The following is a 19,738-nucleotide window of genomic DNA, read 5'->3' on the forward strand; positions in this document are numbered from 1 at the left end:
GCCGGAGCGGGCTCAGCGGCCCTTGAACGCCTCGCGCAGCTTGCCGAACAGGCCCTGGTTGGCGGGGGCGAGCCGTCCCTCGGGGCGCTCCTCCCCGCGCAGCCCCGCGAGCTGGCGCAGGAGCTCCTCCTGCTGCTCGTCCAGGCGGGTCGGGGTCATCACGTTCGCGTGGACGATCAGGTCGCCGCGGCCGCCGCCGCGCAGGTGCGTGACCCCCAGCCCGCGCAGCGTGACCGCGTCACCGGCCTGGGTGCCCGGCTTGACCTCGAGCTCCTGGGAGCCGTCGAAGGTGTCGAGCTTGAGCGTGGTGCCGAGCGCGGCTGCGGTCATGGGCAGCTCGACCGTGGCGTGCAGGTCGTCCCCGCGACGCTGGAACGTCGCGTGCGGGCGGACCGACACCTCGACGTAGAGGTCGCCGGCAGGGCCGCCGCCCTGGCCGACCTCGCCCTCGCCCGTCAGCTGGATGCGGGTGCCGGTGTCGACGCCGGCGGGCACCTTGATGGTCAGGGTGCGGCGGGTGCGGACCCGGCCGTCGCCGGAGCACTCGAAGCAGGGGCTGACGAGCACCTCGCCGTACCCCTGGCAGGTCATGCAGGGACGGCTGGTCATGACCTGCCCGAGGAACGACCGCTGCACCTGCTGGATCTCGCCCCGGCCGCCGCAGACGTCACAGGTCCGGCGCGAGGTGCCCGGCTGGGCGCCGTCGCCGTGGCAGGTCGAGCAGACGACAGCCGTCTCGACCGTGAGCTCCTTCTCGGCACCGAACACGGCGTCGGCCATGTCGATGTCGAGCCGGATCAGGGCGTCCTGGCCGCGGCGCTGGCGCGAGCGCGGGCCACGCTGGGCGGTGCCGGCGCCCGCGCCGAAGAACGCGTCCATGATGTCGCTGAACGAGAAGCCCTGGCCGAAGCCGGCGGCCCCGGCGGCGTACGGGTCGGCGCCCATGTCGTACGAGCGGCGCTTCTCCGGGTCGGAGAGCACGTCGTACGCCTGGGACACCTTCTTGAACTGCTCCTCCGCCTCCGGGCTGGGGTTGACGTCCGGGTGCAGGGTGCGGGCCTTCTTGCGGTAGGCCCGCTTGATGTCCTCGGCGGTGGCGTCCCGCGAGACGCCGAGGTCCTGGTAGTAGTCGTTCACGAAGATCCTTGTCAGTGGTGCATCGACACGGTCGGGGAGCCGGCGGCGGTGACGGCCCCGCGGGAGGTGGACCCGGCGCTCACTGCGCGAGGATCCGGGAGACGTAGGTGGCGACCGCCCGCACCGAGGCCATGGTGGTCGGGTAGTCCATGCGGGTCGGCCCGAGGACGCCGAGCCCGGCGACGAGATCGGCCCCGGTGCCGTACTCGGTCGAGACGACCGAGGTCGACTGCAGCCCGGCGAACGGGTTCTCGTGGCCGATCCGCACGGAGACGGCGTCGGAGGTCTCGCGCGCGGTCCCGAGCAGCTTGAGCAGGACGACGTGCTGCTCGAGCGCCTCGAGGACCGGCCCGATGGTGAGCGGGAAGTCCGTACCGACGCGGGCGAGGTTGGCCGTGCCGGCGAGCACGACCCGCTCCTCGCGCTCCTCGACGAGGGCGTCCTCCAGCGACTGCACGACGGCGCGCACGAGGTCGCGGTCGGCGGGGTCGAACTCCTCGGGCAGCGACGACAGGGCTGCCGACGCGTCGACGAGGCGCTCCCCCACGGCGCGCGCGTTGACCTTGGCCCGCACGAGGCCAAGGGTGGCCTCACCCTCGGGGGTGCTCAGGTCGGCGGTGGTCTCGATGACCCGCTGCTCGACCCGCCCGGTGTTGACGATGAGCACGACCATGAGCCGCCGGCCGCCCATGGGCACGAACTCGATGTGCCGCACCGAGGACCGGGTCAGCGAGGGGTACTGCATGACCGCGACCTGACGGGTCAGCTGGGCCAGCAGCCGCACCGTCCGGTCGACGACGTCGTCGAGGTCGACGGCGCCCTCGAGGAAGTGCGCGATCGCGGCGCGCTCGGCTGCGGACATCGGCTTGACCGAGCTGAGCCGGTCGACGAACAGGCGGTACCCGGCGTCGGTCGGCACGCGTCCGGCGCTGGTGTGCGGGGCCGCGATCAGCCCCTCCTCCTCGAGCACGGCCATGTCGTTGCGGACCGTCGCCGCGGACACCCCGAGGTGGTGGCGCTCGAGCAGCGCCTTGGACCCGACCGGCTCGGACGTCTCGACGTAGTCCTGGACGATGGCGCGCAGCACGGCGAGGCGACGTTCTTCGCTCATGGCGCTCCTGTCGTTCGGCTGGCACTTCGACCGCGGGCGGGGCCGTCCGCGGCAGCTCCCCACGTTGGCACTCACACCCTCGGAGTGCCAAGTCTATGTCGTCCGGCGCGTCTGGGCCGCATCGACCGGCGCACCTCGGCCGCATCCACCGGCGCGCCCCCGTGGCCGGCCGGCGCACCCGGCATACCCTTCCCCGGTGCCCGACCGCTATGGCTCCGACGTGCTGTCCACCGACTGGCGCAAGCCCCCTCGCGGGCGCGCGACGGAGGTCGAGGCCGAGACCGGTCTCGTCGTCGAGGACGTCGAGACCGGCTGGTGCGGCGCGGTCGTGCGCGTCGAGAAGGCGGGCGGCATGCGGGTCGTCCACCTCGAGGACCGGCGGGGCCGGGTCAAGGGCTTCCCGCTCGGCCCGGGGTTCCTGCTCGACGGCGCCCCGGTCGTCCTGACGCCCCCGACCGCAGCCGCCCGGGCGCAGCTCGCGGCGGCGAAGCAGGCCTCCTCGCGCACGGCCTCGGGGTCGCGCGCCGTCGAGGGCGTGCGCGCCAAGGTGGCGAGCGGGTCCCGGATCTTCGTCGAGGGCCGGCACGACGCCGAGCTCGTCGAGAAGGTCTGGGGCGAGGACCTGCGCATCGAGGGTGTTGTCGTCGAGATGCTCGACGGCGTGGACGACCTCTCTGCCGCGATCCGCGACTTCTCCCCCGGCCCCGGCCGGCGGATGGGCGTCCTCGTCGACCACCTCGTGCCTGGCACGAAGGAGCACCGGGTCGTGGAGGAGGCGCGCCGCTTGCAGCCGTATGCCGGGCACGTGCGCATCCTGGGCCACCCCTACGTCGACGTGTGGCAGAGCGTGCGACCCGAGCGGCTCGGACTCGGCGCGTGGCCGGTCATCCCCCGCGGCACGTCGTGGAAGCACGGCATCTGCGCCCACCTCGGCTGGGCGCACGACAGCCAGGCCGACATCGCCCGGGCGTGGAAGCAGATCCTCGGGACGGTGCGCAGCTACGCCGACCTCGAGCCGACGCTGCTGGCCAGCGTCGAGGAGCTCATCGACTTCGTGACCGAGCCCGGCCACTGACTCCTGCCGGCCGGTGCTCGGGGTCGCCCCTCAGGGTCGGCCCTGACGCTGCCCTGACCGCACCCCGAAACGGGGATGATCGGCGTCCGTCATGCGCTTCACTGGGTGAAGGCACCATCCACGGAGGAGAGACATGACCGCCTCACCGCAGTACCCGCAACAGCCCGCGCAGCCCATGTCGCAGCAGGAGGAGAAGACCTGGGCCACCCTGACCCACGTCATCTCCGGCGTGGCCATGGTCGTCAGCGCCGGCACCCTCGGCTTCGTCGCCAGCCTGATCATCTACCTCGTCTACCGCGACCGCGGCCCGTTCGTGCGGGCGCACGCCGCCAACGCGGTCAACGTGCAGCTGACGGCCCTCATCGGCCTCATCGTCTCGGGCGTCCTGATGATCGTGCTCGTGGGCTTCGTCCTCTACCCGATCGTGGTCGTCGCCGCGGTGGTCATCCACGCGATCGCCGCCATGCGCGCCAACGCCGGGGAGTGGTACGACCCGCCGTTCACCATCCGCTTCGTCAAGTGAGCCGGCTCGGGCGCACGCTCGGGAGCTAGCGCAGGCCGAGGAGCCGTCGCACGACGGTGTCGGCCAGCAGGCGGCCCTGCCTCGTCAGCACCACCCGCTGGCGGCGCAGGGCCGCTGCCGCGTCCACCAGGCCGTCGACGATCAGGCCCGCGACGGCCGTGCGGCCCTCGTCGCGCAGGTCCGCGAGAGGCAGCCCGTCGACCAGCCGCACCCCCAGCAGCACCCGCTCGTCGTAGCGCTGCTCGGCGGTCAGCGTCTCCCGGCCGTGGGCGGGGCTGACCCCCTCGGCGACGCGACCGGCATACGCGGTGGGGTGCTTGACGTTCCACCAGCGCACGCCGCCGACGTGGCTGTGGGCGCCGGGGCCGATGCCCCACCAGTTGCCGTCGTCCCAGTAGCCCTCGTTATGGCGGCAGCGCGCGTCCGGGCGGCTTGCCCAGTTGCTCACCTCGTACCAGTCGTAGCCGGCCGCGGAGAGCACCTCGTCGGCCAGCTCGTACTTGGCGGCCTCGTCGTCGTCCTCGGGCGCGGCGACCTCGCCACGGCGCACCTGGGCGGCGAGCCGGGTGCCCTCCTCGACGACGAGCGCGTAGGCCGAGACGTGGTCGGGCTGCAGCGCGACGACGGCGTCCAGGCTCGTGCGCCAGTCCGCCATGCTCTCCCCCGGCGTGCCGTAGATGAGATCGAGGCTGACCTGCAGGCCCGCGCCGCGCGCCGCGTCGACGGCGCGGGCGACGTTGGCGGGGTCGTGGGTGCGGTCCAGGGTCCGCAGCACGTGCGGCACGGCCGACTGCATCCCGAGCGAGACGCGGGTGAAGCCGGCGTCGGCGAGGACGGCGAGGGACTCGGGTGTCACCGAGTCGGGGTTGGCCTCGGTCGTCACCTCCGCGTCGTCGGCGAGCCCCCACTGCTCCCGTATGCCGTGCAGCATGCGGGCGAGGTCGCTGGCGGCAAGCATCGTCGGGGTGCCGCCGCCGACGAAGACCGTCCCGACCGCGGGGACGTCCGCCCCCAGGACGTCGCCCGCCAGCGCCAGCTCCTTGAGCGCGGCATCGGCGAAGGTGGAGACCCCGGCGCCGTCGGCGCCGAGCTCGAGCAGCGTGTAGGTGTTGAAGTCGCAGTAGCCGCAGCGCACCCGGCAGAACGGCACGTGCAGGTAGACCCCGAACGGCCGCTCGACGAGGGTCGCGAGCGAGGCCTCCGGCAGCCGCCCGTCGGGCGGCGCGGGGTCGCCGTCGGGCAGGGCGCTGGGCATGGACCCCATTGTCTCAGGGGTGTCAGGCGGTCCCGTCCGCGGCCACGGGACCGGTTGGCGGCACCACCGGCCACTGACCTCGTCCCACCCGTCACACCGCGTCCGGCGTGTCCCGGCGACACGCCGGACGCCCCTGAAAAAGGGCCTCCCACCTGCGGGAAAGCCCTTGTGGAGCGGCGTGCCGGCGACTAGAAATAGGGGCACGCCCCCACCTCGGTGGGAGCGCCGACCCGGACCTCGGTCCGAGTCGTAGAGGGCCTCGGAAACTCATACTTTCCGAGGCCCTCACCTATGTGCCCCCTCCTCGTGTGCCCGTCCCCGTGTGGGCCGTCCTCGTGTGGGCCGTCCTCGTGTGCCCCGCTCGCGTGGGGGCCGGCTCCGCGTAGGTTCGGCGGGTGCGCTTCCTCACCGACGCCGACGTGGCGGCCCTCCTCCCGACGCCGCTCGAGACCGTCGCCCTGGCCCGCGAGGCCCTGGTCGCCCGCGCGTCCGGCGACGTGGAGGTCCCGCCGAAGCCGGCCGTCCACACGGTGCCCGGCAGCTTCGCCAACGCGATGCCCGCCGCGTGGCCCGCGCGGAACCTGCTGGGCTGCAAGTGGATCACGATCTTCCCGGACAACCCGGCCGCCGGGCTCCCGACCGCCGACGGCCTGATGGTCGTCAACGACGGAGCCACCGGGCGGACCCGGTGCGTCATGCAGGCCGGGGTGCTCACCGCCGCCCGGACCGCGGCCGTGTCCGGCGCCTGCGTGCAGGCACTCGCGCCCGCCGGCGCTGCGGTGGCCGTCACCGGCGCCGGCGTCCAGGCGCGGTCGCACCTTCGCGTCCTGGCAGCCCTCGGCCACACCGACGTCCGCGTCTACTCGCGGCGGGAGGAGGCGCGCCAGGAGCTGCACGAGTGGGCCGCCGGCGAGGTGCCGGAGGTGCACCTGCGCTGCACCGACGACCCGGAGCGAGCGGTGCGCGGTGCGGTGGTCGTGGTGACCGCCCTGGGCATCGGGGTGCAGGGGGCCCACCTGGACCCGTCGTGGGTGTCGCCGGACGCGCTGCTGCTGCCGCTGGACTACGCGACCTCGGTCGGCCCCGACCTGGCCACGGGTGCGGTGCTGGTCGCCGACGACGTCGACCAGTTCGAGGCCGTCAGGGCGACCGGTCGTCTCGGCAGCTACCCCGCACCCGGCGACTGGACCGGCGCGCTGCTCGGGCGCGGCCGACCCGCCCACGGCCGGGTCGTCTGCCAGAACCTCGGCAACGGCCTCAGCGACCTCGTCGTGGCGTCCGCCGTCGCCGACGCGGCCGAGGCGTCGGGTGCCGGACACCTGCTCGACACCGAGGGCACCTAGAGTCGGTGGGGTGAGCACTCCCGGCTGGATCGACCTCGACGGCGTCGTCAACATGCGTGACGTGGGCGGCCTCCCGACCACCGACGGCGGGAGGGTGGCCACCGGCCGCCTGCTGCGCTCGGACAACCTCCAGGACCTCACCGACGCCGACGTCCGGCACCTCGTCGAGCGGGTGGGCGTCACCGACATCGTCGACCTGCGCAGCGACGTCGAGGTGCGGATCGAGGGCCCCGGCCCGCTCCAGGTCCGCGAGCTCGCCACCCACCACCGGCACTCGCTCTTCCGCGACGACGAGGTGGAGGTCAGCGCCGAGGACGCCCTCGTCCTCCCGTGGTCGAAGTCGGCCCGCACCGAGCGCCCGAAGCCGCCGCGGCGCGACGACGACTACTGGGCCAGCCACTACCTGGGCTACCTCGCCGACCGCCCCGACTCGGTGCTCGGCGCGCTGCAGGTCGTGGCGGAGAGCCGTGGCGCGACGATCGTGCACTGCGCCGCGGGCAAGGACCGCACCGGCACCGTGGTCGGTCTCGCACTCTCGGTGGCCGGCGTCTCGGACGAGGACGTCGTCGCCGACTACGTCGCCACCGGTGAGCGGATCGAGGCGATCGTGGCGCGCCTCATGGCCCGGCCGGCATACGAGGAGGTGCTCCGGGACCAGCCGATGAGCCACCACCTGCCGCGCCCGGAGACCATGGAGCGCATCCTCGCCGTGCTCGCGGAGCGCCACGGCGGCGCGGCCGGCTGGCTGCTCGAGAACGGCTGGAGCGAGGACCAGGTCGCCCAGCTGCGCGGCCGCCTGCGCGACTGAGCCTCAGGCCGACGGGCGGACCGGTGTGCCGGGCTTGTCGGTCACCCAGAGGCGGACCACGCCCTCGACCACGGTCGTGCCGTCGGACCGCACGCCGCGCACCCGCACCGGCACCTCGGTGTCGCCCGCCCGCTCCCAGTCGGCCGGGTCGGTCTCGGCGACGCAGGTGATGTCGGACGTCGCCTTCGCGGTGTAGGCGACCTCCATGCCCTTGGGGATCCAGCGCCGCGTGGGCGGGATGCTCGCCTCGGCCAGCGCGCCCATCGCCGCCTCGAGGCCGTTGCAGATCGCGATGACGTGGACCGTGCCGAGGTGGTTCTGCACCCGCCGGCGCTTGCGGACCGTCAGCACGGCGCGGTTCGGCTCCAGGCTCACGAACCGCGGGCGGGCCGAACGGAAGTAGGGCGCTGCCTGCTCGAAGACCAGCGAGAACAGCCGGTTCCCCTGCGGGTATGCCGCGAGCCGCCGGTAGAGCGCGTAGGTGTCGACCATGCCGCCGATGTTACCGCCCGGTAACCCCAGGCTGGCGCTACTTCTTGGACTTCTCGGTGTCGCTGGACAGGGCTGCGATGAAGGCCTCCGGCGGGACCTCGACGGTGCCGATGCTCTTCATCCGCTTCTTGCCGGCCTTCTGCTTCTCGAGCAGCTTGCGCTTGCGGCTGATGTCACCGCCGTAGCACTTGGCGAGCACGTCCTTGCGGATCGCGCGGATGTTCTCACGGGCGATGATCCGGGCGCCGATCGCGGCCTGGATGGGCACCTCGAACTGCTGCCGGGGGATGAGGTCCTTGAGCTTGCTGGCCATCATGACGCCGTACGCGTAGGCCTTGTCCTTGTGGACGATCGCCGAGAACGCGTCGACGGTCTCGCCCTGCAGGAGGATGTCGACCTTGACGAGGTCGGCCTCCTGCTCGCCGTCGGGCTCGTAGTCGAGCGAGGCGTACCCGCGGGTGCGCGACTTCAGCTGGTCGAAGAAGTCGAAGACGATCTCGGCCAGCGGCAGGGTGTAGCGCATCTCGACGCGGTCCTCGGACAGGTAGTCCATGCCGCGCAGGCTCCCCCGCTTCTGCTGGCAGAGCTCCATGATCGCGCCGATGAACTCGCTCGGCGCCAGGATCGTGGCCCGCACGACCGGCTCGGTCACCGAGGCGACCTTGCCGTAGGGGAACTCGCTGGGGTTGGTGACGACGATCTCCTTGCCGTCGTCCATCGTCACGTCGTAGACGACGTTGGGCAGCGTCGAGATGAGGTCGAGGTTGAACTCCCGCTCGAGCCGCTCGCGGACGATCTCGAGGTGCAGCATCCCGAGGAAGCCGATGCGGAAGCCGAAGCCGAGCGCCGCCGACGTCTCCGGCTCGTACACCAGCGCGGCGTCGTTGAGCTTGAGCTTGTCGAGGGCGTCGCGCAGGTCGGGGTAGTCCGACCCGTCGATCGGGTAGAGCCCGGAGAACACCATCGGCTTGGGGTCGCGGTAGCCGCCGAGTGCGTCCTTGGCCGGCTTGGACTGGTTCGTCACCGTGTCGCCCACGCGCGACTGGCGCACGTCCTTCACGCCGGTGATGAGGTAGCCGACCTCGCCGACGCCGAGGCCCTTGGAGGGCACCGGCTCGGGGCTGATGACGCCGATCTCGAGCAGCTCGTGCGTCGCCCGGGTCGACATCATCTGGATCCGCTCGCGCGGGCTCAGGTGGCCGTCGACGACGCGGACGTAGGTGACGACGCCGCGGTAGGTGTCGTAGACCGAGTCGAAGATCATGGCCCGGGCCGGGGCGTCGGCCACGCCGACCGGGGCGGGCAGCTGCCTGACGATCTCGTCGAGGAGCGGCTCGACGCCCACGCCGGTCTTGCCGGAGACCTTGAGGCAGTCCTCGGGGTCGCACCCGATGAGCCCGGCCAGCTCGTCGGCATACTTCTCCGGCTGCGCGGCGGGCAGGTCGATCTTGTTGAGGACCGGGATGATCGTGAGGTCGTTCTCCATGGCGAGGTAGAGGTTCGCCAGGGTCTGCGCCTCGATGCCCTGCGCCGCGTCGACGAGCAGGACCGCGCCCTCGCACGCAGCCAGCGACCGCGAGACCTCGTAGGTGAAGTCGACGTGCCCGGGGGTGTCGATCATGTTGAGCGCGTAGGTCGTGCCCTCGAGCTCCCACGGCATGCGGACGGCCTGGCTCTTGATCGTGATGCCCCGCTCGCGCTCGATGTCCATGCGGTCGAGGTACTGGGCGCGCATCGCCCGCTCGTCGACGACGCCCGTCATCTGCAGCATCCGGTCGGCCAGGGTCGACTTGCCGTGGTCGATGTGGGCGATGATGCAGAAGTTCCGGATCAGCTCCGGCGGCGTCGCGGCAGGCTGCAGCGCGGTGCGGGCCAGGGGGGACACGGGTGCTTCGAACCTCACGAGGACGTCGGACGGACGGATCGACCCATCCTCCCATGCGCCGGGGTATGCCGGTGACGCCCCACCCGTGCTCGCGTCACCCCAGCCAACGCCCCGAAGTCCGGGACTTCGGTCTCTCGTGGGGCGTTTGACGCCGAAGTCTGGGACTTCGGCGGGGCCGGTCAGGCAGCGTGGGTGCCCGACCGGCCTGTCCGGCGGTCGAGGGCGAGCGACCACAGGGCGATGCCGACACCCAGGACGGCGAGGATCGCCCCGACGCGCGACGGCCACTCGTAGCCCAGGCCCGCCGCCAGCACGATCGACCCCAACCAGGCACCGAGGGCGTTGGCGATGTTCAGGGTCGAGTGGTTGAGCGCGGCGGCGAGTGCCTGGCCCTCGTGCGCGACGTCCATGAGCCGCGTCTGCAGCATCGGGACGAGCACGCTCGGCAGCAGGCCGAGCAGGAAGACCGCGACGAGCGCCAGGGCCTGCGACGCCTGCACGGCCGGCCCGAAGAGGGCGAGCATGACGGCAATAGTCACCAGCGAGAGCGTGATGCCACGGAGCAACCCGACCCGTGACACCGGCCCGGACAGCATGGCCCCGGCGGTCATGCCCACGCCGTACAGCGCCAGGATCAGCGGGATCGTGGCGCTCGAGAAGCCCCCGAGGTCGGTCATCGTCGGCGCGATGTAGGAGAACGTCGCGAACATGCCGCCGAAGCCCACGGTCCCGATACCGAGCGCGAGCCACACCTGCGGCCGCTTGAGCGCCGACAGCTCCGAGCGCACGGACACCCCGCCGTCGGCCGGGCAGAACGGCACCCAGCGCCACACCGCGAGCACGGTGACCAGGGCGATGACGCTCACCGCGGCATACGGCCACTGCCACCCGTAGGCCTGGCCGAGGCGCGTCGTGAGCGGGACGCCCACGATGTTCGCCACGGTGAGCCCCGCGATCATCATCGACACCGCCCACGTACGGCGGTGCGTCGGGACGAGCGAGGCGGCGACGAGCGAGCCGACGCCGAAGTACGCACCGTGCGGCAGGCCGGAGAGGAAGCGCGCGACCATGAGCAGGCCGTAGCTGCCGGCGAGCGCCGACAGGCCGTTGGCCACGGCGAACCCCAGCATCAGCCACAGCAGCAGGGTCTTGCGCGGCAGCTTCGACCCCAGGGTCGCCAGCACAGGGGCACCGACGACGACGCCCGCGGCATACGCCGACACGACGTGCCCGGCGGTGGGGATGTCGATGCCGACACCGTCGGCGACCTGCGGCAGCAGTCCCATGGTCACGAACTCGGTGGTGCCGATGGCGAAGCCGCCCACGGCCAGCGCCAGCAGGGCCAGCCGCATGTGCGCCGGGTGGACCTCGGGACCGACGGGGTCGACGGGGTCGATGACGGGCACGGCGGTCTGGGCGTCGGTCACGCGAGGTCCAACGGGTCGGTCTGCGCGTCGCATTCCCACAGCGTCGGGGTGAGGACCCCTCGCGCGCCCGGGCGTCCACGGGATGACGCACGGAAGGTCCTCGGGATGAGGCCGGGGGGTCCACGGGATGAGGAGGAACCCGACATACGATCGGGGCGACCGCGCACAGATCGAGGGGACCATGGCCGAGCAGACCCAGTACGCACCGCCCGTCGGCCCGACCGGCCCGATGCCCCCGATGTTCCCGCCCGGGTACCGCAAACGAGTCCGCACGCACCTGCGCCACCCGCTGGAGAACCTCTGCCTCGTCCTGGTGCTGCTCGGGTCCGTGCTCGTGTGGACGTTCGCGGGGTACGAGGTCGCGTCCGCGATCGTGGAGCGGCGCCAGCCCGACCCGTACGCCATCTTCTTCCTGGCCGCGCCCGTCATCGTCTACTTCGCGCGCGGCCAGCTCTACGCCCAGCTGCGGCTCAGCGGCGTCAAGATCACCCCGACGCAGTACCCGCAGGCGCACCAGATGCTCGTCGAGGCCGCCGCCCACCACGGCCTGCCGAAGCTGCCCGACGCCTACGTCGTCCTCGGCAACGGCATGATCAACGCCGCGGCGTCCGGGCACGGGTTCCGCAAGTTCGTCTTCGTCTACAGCGACCTGTTCGAGATCGGCGGCGAGGCGCGCAACCCCGACGCGCTGCGGTTCATCATCGGCCACGAGGTCGGCCACATCGCCGCCGGGCACACGAGCTACTGGCGGCTGCTGGGCATCAGCGGGGCGTCCTGGATCCCGTTCCTCGGATCGACCCTGTCGCGCAGCCAGGAGTACACCGCCGACAACTTCGGCTACGCGATGGTGCCGCAGGGCAGTGCCGCAGCCATGGCGACCCTCGCCGCCGGCAAGTACCTCAACCGCACCGTCGACGTGAACGCCCTGGCCGACCGCGCGACCACCGAGACCGGCTTCTTCGTCTGGTGGGTCAACGCCCTCGCGTCCCACCCGGTGCTGGTCTGGCGCTCGCACGCCCTGCGCGACCGTCGCCGCCCCGGCCGCCTCCTGTGGCGGCCGAAGGCCCGCGGGTGACCGCCCCGAGCCCGGCGTCCACACAGCCGGCCGGAGGGCTTTCCTGGTGGATCCGGCTCTGGCGGCGACTGACCGGCGCCTACCCCGGGGACTTCGTGGGCGTACCGGAGATGACGTACGCACCCACGCGCGACGGGCGGCCGGACCCTGGCGAGGTCGTGTGGACCTGGGTGCCCTTTCAAGAGGACCACCGCAAGGGCAAGGACCGTCCTGTCCTGCTCATCGGTCGCGACGGCAGGTGGCTGCTCGGGCTGATGCTGACGACGCGGGCTCGGAGCAGTGTGGAGGCCCAGCGTGGCTACACGCGCCGGAGCTGGGTGGCCATCGGCAGCGGGCCCTGGGACCGACAGGGGCGCCCGAGCGAGGTACGCGTCGACAGGGTTGTCCGGGTCGACTCCCGCAGGGTCAGGCGAGAGGGCGCCGCTCTGGATGCCACTCGTTTCGCCCAGGTTGCGGAGGCGGTCCGCCGGCGTGGGTCGCCTGATGGCAGACGGTGAAGCTCTGCGTGGTCCTTGCGAGAACGGCCTGACCGCGGACGTGGACTACCGGTTCACCTCGCGGCGGCCCGAGTTCGCCGATCTCCCGGAGGTGGTGCAGGCGCGCATTGCCGGCCTCGCCGGGGCCGAGGTGGCGCACGCGCACCCGGCCGTGACGAGCGGCTTCACCGGCGCGTATGCCGGGCTGCTCGAGCTGCGCGACGGCCGCCGGGTGTTCGCCAAGGCGGCCGACCCGGACCACCCCTTCGCGCACGCCGCCCTCCCCCGTGAGGCGGCGGTCCTAGCCCTGCTGGACGGGCGTGCGGGAGCGCCGAACCTCGTCGGGGCCGGCGAGGCCGACGTGTGGACCGTGAACGTCCTGGAGGCGATCGACGGCCGCCTCCCGGGTATGCCGTGGACGCCCACCGACGCCGCGGCGGCGCACGCGGCCTGCGTGGAGTGGGCCGCCCTGCCCACCGACCTCGTCGCGCGGCTCACGGACAACACCGTGGCCGAGGACGTCGGCAGAGACCAGGTGGCGCTCACCTGCCTCGACGACCTCGCCGCCGGCGCGCGGCCGTGGCCCGAGGGCTGCCGCCCCCTGAGCGCGGACCAGGCGCGGGAGCTCGCGGAGCTCGGCCGGTCCGCCGCTCGCGCCCTCGTCGGGGACCGACTGGTGCACGGCGACCTGCGGCCGGACAACATGCTCATGACCCCCGGCGGCCGGGCCCGGTTCGTCGACTGGAACTGGGTGGCCCGCGGGCCGGGCTGGTGCGACTTCGTCGGGCTACTGCCCCTCATGGCCCACCAGGGCCTGGACGCCGACCGCCTGGCGCTGGAGTCGCCCCTGCTGGCCGGTGTGGACCCCGACGCGGTCGACGCGTTCCTCGCCGTCATCATCGGCTTCATGGTCGAGCACGCCGGCCACCCCGACGTCGACAGCTCGCAGTCGGCGGTCCGGGCCCACCAGGCGCAGATGGCGCGTACCTTCCTCGCCTGGCTCGCCCACCGCCGGAGCTGGTAGCCCCGAGTACGGCCGTGTGCGGCGAGCCGGCGCAGCCGTGCTCGCGTAGCGTGCGCGCATGCGCGGACTCCTGCAGCGACTTCTCGGACGGGCTCGACCCTCGCACCGCCCGGCGACGCGGCCGGCGCCGAGGCGGGCACCGAGGCAGGGAAACCCGCCGAGTGGCTCCGGCGCGGGCAGCGCGCAGCCCGCTCGGGACTATCCCGGCGACTACACGGGCACACCGCGGCTCTCCTACTCCCCCAGCCCCGATGGCCAGCCCGACCCGGGCGAGATCGTGTGGACCTGGGTGCCCTACGAGGAGGACCACCGCCAGGGCAAGGACCGGCCCGTGCTCGTCGTCGGCCGCGACGGGCCGTGGCTGCTCGGGCTGATGCTGACCAGCAAGGACCACGACCGCGACGCAGCCGACGAGGCGCGGTGGGGGCGGCACTGGGTCGACATCGGCGTGGGCGACTGGGACCGGCAGCGGCGCCCCAGCGAGGTGCGTGTGGACCGGGTGCTGCGCGTCGACCCGGCCGGTGTACGCCGCGAGGGTGCCGCGCTCGACCGGTCCCGTTTCCAGCAGGTCGCCGAAGCCGTCCGCGACGCCCACCGCTGAGCGGCACCGCGCGGCGCACGTCTTGGCGCAGATTTGCCTCCCTCTTGGGCAACCCCTCACCCGACGCTGACCTGTCGATGGAATGCCGCCCCTAGCGTCACGGATGGCCAAGGGGCCACCGAGACGAGGGGGAACCATGAACACCCGCACGCTTCCACGCAGGGCCGCGACCGTCACCACCGTTGTCGCCGCCGCAGTCGTCTGCCTCGCGTCCGTGCTGGCCGCGCCGGCCGACGCGGCGCCCACCACCGGCGGTCCGACGCCGGCGGCGCGCGACGCCGGCATCCGGGCCGTCGGCGACGCCTACATGGGGTGGGAGCAGGACGGGGGCCGGGCGTCGCGCCCCGCCCCTCCCGTGACGGCCCCGTCGGGGGCGACGAGCCTGGCAGCCGCCACCCAGACACCAGGCATCGACGTGTCCAAGTGGCAGGGCAACGTCGACTGGGCCTCGTGGTGGTCGCAGGGCAAGCGGTTCGCCTACGTCAAGGCCACCGAGGGCACGTCGTACCAGAACTCCTACTTCGCCCAGCAGTACAACGGCTCGTACAACGTCGGCATGATCCGCGGCTCGTACCACTTCGCCCTGCCCGACAACTCCTCCGGCACGTCGCAGGCCGACTACTTCGTCGACCACGGTGGCGGCTGGTCGGCCGACGGCAAGACGCTGCCCGGGGTGCTCGACATCGAGTACAACCCCTACGGCGCGACCTGCTACGGCCTGAGCCAGTCCACGATGCGCAGCTGGATCGCGGCCTTCACGAGCCGGTACAAGGCGCGCACGGGGCGGGACGCGGTGATCTACAGCACGACGAGCTGGTGGACCACCTGCACCGGCAACACGAGCCAGTTCTCGACCACGAACCCGCTGTGGATCGCGCGCTACAGCTCGACCGTGGGCACGCTGCCCGCGGGCTGGTCGTACTACACGTTCTGGCAGTACACCGACAGCCCGCTCGACCAGGACTGGTTCAACGGGGACCTGACCCGGCTCAAGGCGCTCGCCCTCGGCTGAGGGTGGAGCAGGGTCTCGACAGGGCCCGGGCACGGCGAAGGGCCGGTCACCATGGTGGTGACCGGCCCTTCGAACGTCAGGGTTGCCTCAGAGCGAGGCGGCCTTCTTCGCCATGGCCGACTTCTTGTTGGCGGCCTGGTTGGCGTGGATGACGCCCTTGCTCACGGCCTTGTCGAGCTTCTTGGACGCGACCTTGAGGGCGTCCTGAGCCGCCGCGGCGTCGCCGGAGGCAGCGGCCTCGCGGAACTTGCGGATGTGGGTCTTGAGCTCGCTCTTGACGGCCTTGTTGCGCTCGGTCGCCACGCGGTTCGTCTTGATCCGCTTGAGCTGGGACTTGATGTTTGCCACGGGGTGTTTCTTTCTGGTTGGTCGGTGGGTTGCCGTTAGAGGGCGGCAGAAGCCACTCGGGACCAGGCGTGGGGCACCTGTGGTTGAGCGGCTCTGGGTGCTGCTGTCGTGCGCGCACGACCTAGGCGCGCACGCGAAGAAGAAATCTACCAGCCGGGCCCCCGCTCCCCCAAAACAGCGACGGCGTCGTCACCGGCCGGTGCGTGCCTCGCTGATCGTGAGGATGGCCCGCTCCACGGCATACACGGGGTCGCGGCCGCCGCCCTTGACCTCGAAGTCCGCCTGCGCGACCGCCTGGATCGCTTCGGCGAGGCCCTCGGGACCCCAGCCGGACAGCCCCCGCCGCGCCTTGTCCACCTGCCATGGCGCCATCCCGAGCTCGCGCGCGACGTCGGCGGACCGGCCCCGTCCCGCCGCCCCCACCTTGACCAGCTGGCGCAGCTGCTGGGCCAGGACGGCGACGATCGGCACGGGGTCGACGCCGGTGGCGATCGCGTGCCGGAGCAGCCGCAGCGCCTCGCCGGTCTGGCCGGCGACGGCGGCGTCGGCGACGCGGAAGCCGGTCGCCTCGACCTTCCCGCCGTGGTACCGGGCCACGAGCTCCTCGTCGACCACGCCCGTGGTGTCGGCGACGAGCTGGCCGCAGGCGGCGGCGAGCTCGCGCACGTCCTTGCCGACCGCCTCGATGAGCGCCCGGACCGCATCGGGCGTGACCTTGCGGCCGGCACGGCGGAACTCGTGGGTCGCGAACTCGGTCTTGTCGCGGTCGGTCTTGATCGCAGGGGCCTCGAGGACCCGGGCCTTGGACTTCTTCAGCGTGTCGAGGACCTTCTTGCCACGCTGGCCGCTCTTGTGGGTGACGACGAGGGTGACGTCCGGCTCGGGAGCGGCGAGGAACGCGAGCAGGTCCTCCTGCAGCTCGTCCGGCGCCTCGTCGAGGTCCTCCACGACGAGGCACTTCTCGCCGCCGAACAGGGAGGGGCTGGCGTGGATGCCGATCGAGCCCGCCTCGTACGTCGCCGCCGCGAGCCGCACCACCTCCAGGTCCGGGGCGGATGCCTTGAGCTCCTCCAGGGTGCTCGCCAGGGCGCGCTCGGCGAGCACGCCCTCGGGCCCGGCGATGAGGACGAGCGGCGGCACGCTGCGGGTGGGTGTCGCGGTCACGGGCACAGCCTGCCACGTGGGGAGGACAGCCCCGGACGGCGTCGAAGCCGGGACCGCGCGGTGCACCGACCCGCGCCGTCAGCCGCCCTGGCCCCCACCTGCTCGCCGGCGTCAGCCGCCCGGGCAGGTGGCCTCGCCCGGCGCCAGGTCGGGGTGGAATGCGCCGTCGCGGTCGGCGACCGAGCCGACCTCCGCGCGGCCGGCTCGGGCCGCCACGACCTCCGCGAGGATCGACACGGCGATCTCGGCCGGGGAGTCCGCGCCGATGTCGAGCCCGATAGGCGCGCGCACCCGCCCGAGCTCCACCTCGCCCACACCGTGCGCCAGCAGCCACTCGCGCCGCCTGGCCTGGGTGCGCCGGGAGCCCATCGCCCCGATGTATGCCGTGCCGGCGGCGAGCGCCGCCCGGATCGCCGGGCCGTCGACCCCGTCGTGGTGGCTCGTGACGACGAGCGCGTCGAGGCCGTCGGGGAGGGTCGTGTCGTCGGCCGTGACCGTGACGTCCCAGCCCAGCGGGGGCGTCATGGCCACGATGGCGTCGGCCACCGGCCCGTCGCCGACCACCCGGAGCGTGAAGGTGTCACCCATGCCGCCAGTATGGCCGCGACCTGCGCGGGCGCGGCAGCGGTCCACGGCTCTCGTGGCGCGGCCGAGTGAAGGAGCTCAGTCGACGGACCTCAGTCGAAGGACATCGTCGTGGCGCCCGAGGCGTCGAGGCCCAGGCCCTTGAGCCGGGCGGCGACGACGTCGGCGGGGATCTCCAGGCTCTCGGCCAGCTCCTCGACCGACAGTCCGAGCTCGACGCCGTCGCGCAGCTCCTCGTCGGCGTCTGCGGTCCAGGCGTGGCCACCCGTCACCGCGGTGCGGGCCGACGGTGCCGGCGGCGGGTCCTCGGCGACCGGTCGGGCGTCCTCGACAGGCGGCCGGGGATGCTCGGCCGCGTCCTCGCCGACCCGCCCCATCGACGTCCCGGACAGGGCGCCCGTCGCGCCGCGCAGGGCCGGCTCGCGCACCTCGACCGGCGGCGGCGCGGTCTCGTCGAGGCGGCGCAGGGCCGCCAGCACCCGCTCGCGGTCAGTGGTGGGCCAGAAGGGGGGCAGCGAGCGCTGGAGGAACCCGGCATACCGCGCAGTCATCATGCGCGAGTCGAGGAAGGCGACCACGCCGCGGTCGTCGGAGCGGCGAATGAGCCGCCCGGCGCCCTGCGCGAGCCGCAGCGCCGCATGGGTCGCGGACACGGCCATGAAGCCGTTGCCGCCCATGCGCGCGATGGCCTGCGAGCGCGCCGAGGCGAGCGGGTCGTCGGGCCGCGGGAACGGGATGCGGTCGATGATGACGAGCTGGCAGGACGACCCGGGCACGTCGACGCCCTGCCACAGCGTCAGCGTGCCGAAGAGACAGGTCTGCGGGTCGCGGGCGAACTGGCGCACCAGCGTCGTCACCTGGTCCTCGCCCTGGCACAGGAAGCCGATGTCACCGTCGAAGCGCTTGCGCATCTCCTCGGTGGCGGCCTTGGCGGCGCGCATCGAGGAGAACAGGCCGAGGGTGCGACCGCCGGCGGCCCGCACGAGCGCCTCGATCTCGTCCATCGCCGCATCGCTGAGCCCGTCGCGGCCGGGAGCCGGGAGGTGCTGGGCGACGTACGCGATCGCCTGCTGGGGGTAGTCGAACGGGCTGCCGACGTCGAGCCCGCGCCACTCGGGGGATCCCTCGCCGCGCAGCCCCATGGTCCCCGCGACCGCGTCGAACGTGCCGCCGAGCTCGAGGGTCGCCGAGGTCAGCACGACAGTGCGGTCGCCGAACACCTTGTCCCGCAACAGCATCGCCACGCTCATAGGGGCCACCCGCAGGACCGTGCCGCGGCGTGGGTCACGGCTGACCCAGACGACGTCGAGCTCGCGCTCCTCCAGCACCCGGGCGGTGTTCTCGAAGACCTCGTCGATGGCCGCCTGGGCGACCTTGCGGGTGCCGTCGGCCTCGGTGCCCTTCTCCGGCTTGAGCTCGGACTGCACCTGGCGGGTCGTGTCCCGCACCCGGGCGAGCGCGAGGCCGAGCGAGTCCGGTATGCCGGTGAGCCGGCCCTCCGGGAGCTCGTCGAGGACGCCCTGGAGGAAGGCGGCTGCGTCGTCGACGGCCTCGGTCGACTCGGCCAGGCGGGACGCCCGCTTGGCCGCGGCGGCCACCGCGTTGGCGGTGATCTCGTCTGTCACCGTCGAGGTCACCCGGTCGACGAGCTCGTGGCCCTCATCGACGACGAGGAGGTCGTGCTCGGGCAGCATCTGCCGGCCCTCGAAGCTGTCGATCGCCATGAACGAGTGGTTGGTGACGATGACGTCGCACTCCTTGGCGGCCTCGCGCGACCGCTCGACAAAGCACTCGGCGATCATCGGGCACTTGCCGCCCATGCACTCGTGCGCGCTGACGGACACCTGCCGCCACGCGCGCTCGCTCACCCCCGGGACGAGCTCGTCGCGGTCGCCCGACTCGGTGACCTCGGCCCACTCCCGGAGCCGCACGACCTCCTGACCGAGCCGGGACGCGGCCCGGTCGACCTCGCCGACGTCGAACAGCCCGTCCTCGTCATCGGGGAAGCCGCCCTCGAGCTTGTGCGCGCACAAGTAGTTGCGCCGGCCCTTGACCAGGCCGTACGTGGGACGGCGCCGCAGCAGCGGCGCGAGGGCGTCGGCCAGCCGCGGCATGTCGCGGTCGACGATCTGGGCCTGCAGGGCCAGTGTCGCCGTCGCGACGACGGCCGGCTTGCCCGTGGCCTGCGCGTGCAGGATCGCGGGGACGAGGTAGGCCAGGGACTTGCCGGTGCCGGTGCCGGCCTGGACGAGCAGGTGCTCGTCCTTCTCGACGGCCTCGTGGACCGCGTGCGCCATGGCGACCTGGCCGGGCCGCTCGATGCCGCCGACCCCCTGGACGGCGGCGTGCAGGAGCTCGTCGAGGGTGGCCATTGGGCCAGCCTATGGGGTGGCGCCG

19 protein-coding genes are annotated in these 19,738 nt (G+C 72.9%); 9 read left to right on the plus strand and 10 right to left on the minus strand.

The annotated features are described in order from the left end of the window. Positions 1-12: 12 nt before the first annotated feature. Positions 13-1,137 carry a molecular chaperone DnaJ gene (dnaJ, locus tag RKE38_RS00785; protein WP_316005559.1) on the minus strand — a complete coding sequence of 375 codons (1,125 nt, stop codon included), beginning with the start codon at positions 1,135-1,137 and terminating at the stop codon, positions 13-15. A gap of 79 nt (positions 1,138-1,216) precedes the next feature. After that, positions 1,217-2,248: a heat-inducible transcriptional repressor HrcA gene (hrcA, locus tag RKE38_RS00790; protein WP_316005560.1), complete on the minus strand. Its 1,032-nt coding sequence runs from the start codon at positions 2,246-2,248 to the stop codon at positions 1,217-1,219. A 196-nt stretch (positions 2,249-2,444) separates the two neighbouring features. Here hrcA and RKE38_RS00795 point away from each other — a divergent pair, with 196 nt between their 5' ends. Next, a complete protein-coding gene (locus RKE38_RS00795; protein ID WP_316005561.1) occupies positions 2,445-3,323 on the plus strand; it encodes a DUF3097 domain-containing protein in 879 nt (292 codons plus the stop codon). A gap of 133 nt (positions 3,324-3,456) precedes the next feature. Further along, on the plus strand, positions 3,457-3,846 hold the full coding sequence (locus RKE38_RS00800; RefSeq protein WP_316005562.1) for a DUF4870 domain-containing protein: 390 nt from the start codon (positions 3,457-3,459) through the stop codon (positions 3,844-3,846). Positions 3,847-3,871: 25 nt separating this feature from the next. On the opposite strand, the gene hemW is transcribed toward RKE38_RS00800, so the two are convergent. Then, a complete protein-coding gene (gene hemW, locus RKE38_RS00805; RefSeq protein WP_316005563.1) occupies positions 3,872-5,101 on the minus strand; it encodes a radical SAM family heme chaperone HemW in 1,230 nt (409 codons plus the stop codon). A gap of 395 nt (positions 5,102-5,496) precedes the next feature. Between hemW and RKE38_RS00810 the strand changes: the two genes are divergently transcribed. Together RKE38_RS00810 and RKE38_RS00815 are read left to right on the plus strand one after the other, a co-directional pair. Then, entirely contained in the window at positions 5,497-6,444 is a 948-nt protein-coding gene (locus RKE38_RS00810) for an ornithine cyclodeaminase family protein (RefSeq protein WP_316005564.1), read from the plus strand. Between the two features lie 10 nt (positions 6,445-6,454). After that, positions 6,455-7,252 (plus strand): tyrosine-protein phosphatase, encoded by a 798-nt coding sequence (locus tag RKE38_RS00815; RefSeq protein ID WP_316005565.1) that lies wholly within the window; start codon positions 6,455-6,457, stop codon positions 7,250-7,252. A gap of 3 nt (positions 7,253-7,255) precedes the next feature. Here the strand turns inward: RKE38_RS00815 and RKE38_RS00820 are convergent, their stop codons facing one another. The 3 genes from RKE38_RS00820 to RKE38_RS00830 all read right to left on the minus strand — a co-directional run bounded on the left by RKE38_RS00820 (position 7,256) and on the right by RKE38_RS00830 (position 11,056). Beyond that, positions 7,256-7,744 carry a hotdog fold domain-containing protein gene (locus RKE38_RS00820; protein ID WP_316005566.1) on the minus strand — a complete coding sequence of 163 codons (489 nt, stop codon included), beginning with the start codon at positions 7,742-7,744 and terminating at the stop codon, positions 7,256-7,258. Positions 7,745-7,781: 37 nt separating this feature from the next. Then, positions 7,782-9,620, minus strand: a complete 1,839-nt coding sequence (gene lepA / locus RKE38_RS00825; RefSeq protein ID WP_316007568.1) for a translation elongation factor 4 — start codon at positions 9,618-9,620, stop codon at positions 7,782-7,784. 188 nt (positions 9,621-9,808) lie between these two features. Continuing rightward, positions 9,809-11,056 carry an MFS transporter gene (locus RKE38_RS00830; protein WP_410055415.1) on the minus strand — a complete coding sequence of 416 codons (1,248 nt, stop codon included), beginning with the start codon at positions 11,054-11,056 and terminating at the stop codon, positions 9,809-9,811. Positions 11,057-11,237: 181 nt separating this feature from the next. On the opposite strand from RKE38_RS00830, the gene RKE38_RS00835 reads away from it, so the two are divergent. The 5 genes from RKE38_RS00835 to RKE38_RS00855 all read left to right on the plus strand — a co-directional run bounded on the left by RKE38_RS00835 (position 11,238) and on the right by RKE38_RS00855 (position 15,244). Beyond that, positions 11,238-12,131 carry a M48 family metallopeptidase gene (locus RKE38_RS00835; protein WP_316005567.1) on the plus strand — a complete coding sequence of 298 codons (894 nt, stop codon included), beginning with the start codon at positions 11,238-11,240 and terminating at the stop codon, positions 12,129-12,131. A gap of 110 nt (positions 12,132-12,241) precedes the next feature. Continuing rightward, the gene (locus tag RKE38_RS00840; RefSeq protein ID WP_316007570.1) at positions 12,242-12,628 is read left to right on the plus strand and encodes a type II toxin-antitoxin system PemK/MazF family toxin; all 387 of its coding nucleotides are present in this window, start codon (positions 12,242-12,244) and stop codon (positions 12,626-12,628) included. Beyond that, complete coding sequence (locus tag RKE38_RS00845; protein ID WP_316005568.1) at positions 12,615-13,631, plus strand: phosphotransferase family protein; 1,017 nt, start codon at positions 12,615-12,617, stop codon at positions 13,629-13,631. The genes RKE38_RS00840 and RKE38_RS00845 overlap by 14 nt, the downstream gene beginning before the upstream one ends. Before the next feature lie 58 nt (positions 13,632-13,689). Further along, positions 13,690-14,232 carry a type II toxin-antitoxin system PemK/MazF family toxin gene (locus RKE38_RS00850; protein ID WP_316005569.1) on the plus strand — a complete coding sequence of 181 codons (543 nt, stop codon included), beginning with the start codon at positions 13,690-13,692 and terminating at the stop codon, positions 14,230-14,232. Between the two features lie 136 nt (positions 14,233-14,368). Further along, positions 14,369-15,244, plus strand: coding sequence for a lysozyme (locus RKE38_RS00855; RefSeq protein ID WP_316005570.1), 876 nt, complete (start codon positions 14,369-14,371; stop codon positions 15,242-15,244). A gap of 87 nt (positions 15,245-15,331) precedes the next feature. On the opposite strand, the gene rpsT is transcribed toward RKE38_RS00855, so the two are convergent. The 4 genes from rpsT to RKE38_RS00875 form a co-directional block, all read right to left on the minus strand. Further along, positions 15,332-15,592, minus strand: a complete 261-nt coding sequence (gene rpsT / locus RKE38_RS00860; protein WP_316005571.1) for a 30S ribosomal protein S20 — start codon at positions 15,590-15,592, stop codon at positions 15,332-15,334. Between the two features lie 189 nt (positions 15,593-15,781). Then, positions 15,782-16,756 (minus strand): DNA polymerase III subunit delta, encoded by a 975-nt coding sequence (holA, locus tag RKE38_RS00865; RefSeq protein WP_316005572.1) that lies wholly within the window; start codon positions 16,754-16,756, stop codon positions 15,782-15,784. Positions 16,757-16,867: 111 nt separating this feature from the next. Beyond that, positions 16,868-17,344 carry an XdhC family protein gene (locus RKE38_RS00870; RefSeq protein WP_316005573.1) on the minus strand — a complete coding sequence of 159 codons (477 nt, stop codon included), beginning with the start codon at positions 17,342-17,344 and terminating at the stop codon, positions 16,868-16,870. A gap of 89 nt (positions 17,345-17,433) precedes the next feature. Further along, on the minus strand, positions 17,434-19,713 hold the full coding sequence (locus tag RKE38_RS00875) for an ATP-dependent DNA helicase (protein ID WP_316005574.1): 2,280 nt from the start codon (positions 19,711-19,713) through the stop codon (positions 17,434-17,436). Between the last annotated feature and the right edge of the window lie 25 nt (positions 19,714-19,738).

This window comes from Phycicoccus sp. M110.8 (genome assembly GCF_032464895.1).
Classification (GTDB): Bacteria; Actinomycetota; Actinomycetes; order Actinomycetales; family Dermatophilaceae; genus Pedococcus.

Coding starts and splice junctions, on each gene's coding strand:
- hrcA (WP_316005560.1), bottom strand. CDS start 2,248: ATGAGCGAAGAACGTCGCCTCGCCGTGCTGCGCGCCATCGTCCAGGAC.
- RKE38_RS00800 (WP_316005562.1), top strand. CDS start 3,457: ATGACCGCCTCACCGCAGTACCCGCAACAGCCCGCGCAGCCCATGTCG.
- hemW (WP_316005563.1), bottom strand. CDS start 5,101: ATGCCCAGCGCCCTGCCCGACGGCGACCCCGCGCCGCCCGACGGGCGG.
- RKE38_RS00820 (WP_316005566.1), bottom strand. CDS start 7,744: ATGGTCGACACCTACGCGCTCTACCGGCGGCTCGCGGCATACCCGCAG.
- RKE38_RS00835 (WP_316005567.1), top strand. CDS start 11,238: ATGGCCGAGCAGACCCAGTACGCACCGCCCGTCGGCCCGACCGGCCCG.
- RKE38_RS00840 (WP_316007570.1), top strand. CDS start 12,242: ATGACGTACGCACCCACGCGCGACGGGCGGCCGGACCCTGGCGAGGTC.
- RKE38_RS00845 (WP_316005568.1), top strand. CDS start 12,615: ATGGCAGACGGTGAAGCTCTGCGTGGTCCTTGCGAGAACGGCCTGACC.
- RKE38_RS00850 (WP_316005569.1), top strand. CDS start 13,690: ATGCGCGGACTCCTGCAGCGACTTCTCGGACGGGCTCGACCCTCGCAC.
- RKE38_RS00855 (WP_316005570.1), top strand. CDS start 14,369: ATGAACACCCGCACGCTTCCACGCAGGGCCGCGACCGTCACCACCGTT.
- RKE38_RS00870 (WP_316005573.1), bottom strand. CDS start 17,344: ATGGGTGACACCTTCACGCTCCGGGTGGTCGGCGACGGGCCGGTGGCC.
- RKE38_RS00875 (WP_316005574.1), bottom strand. CDS start 19,713: ATGGCCACCCTCGACGAGCTCCTGCACGCCGCCGTCCAGGGGGTCGGC.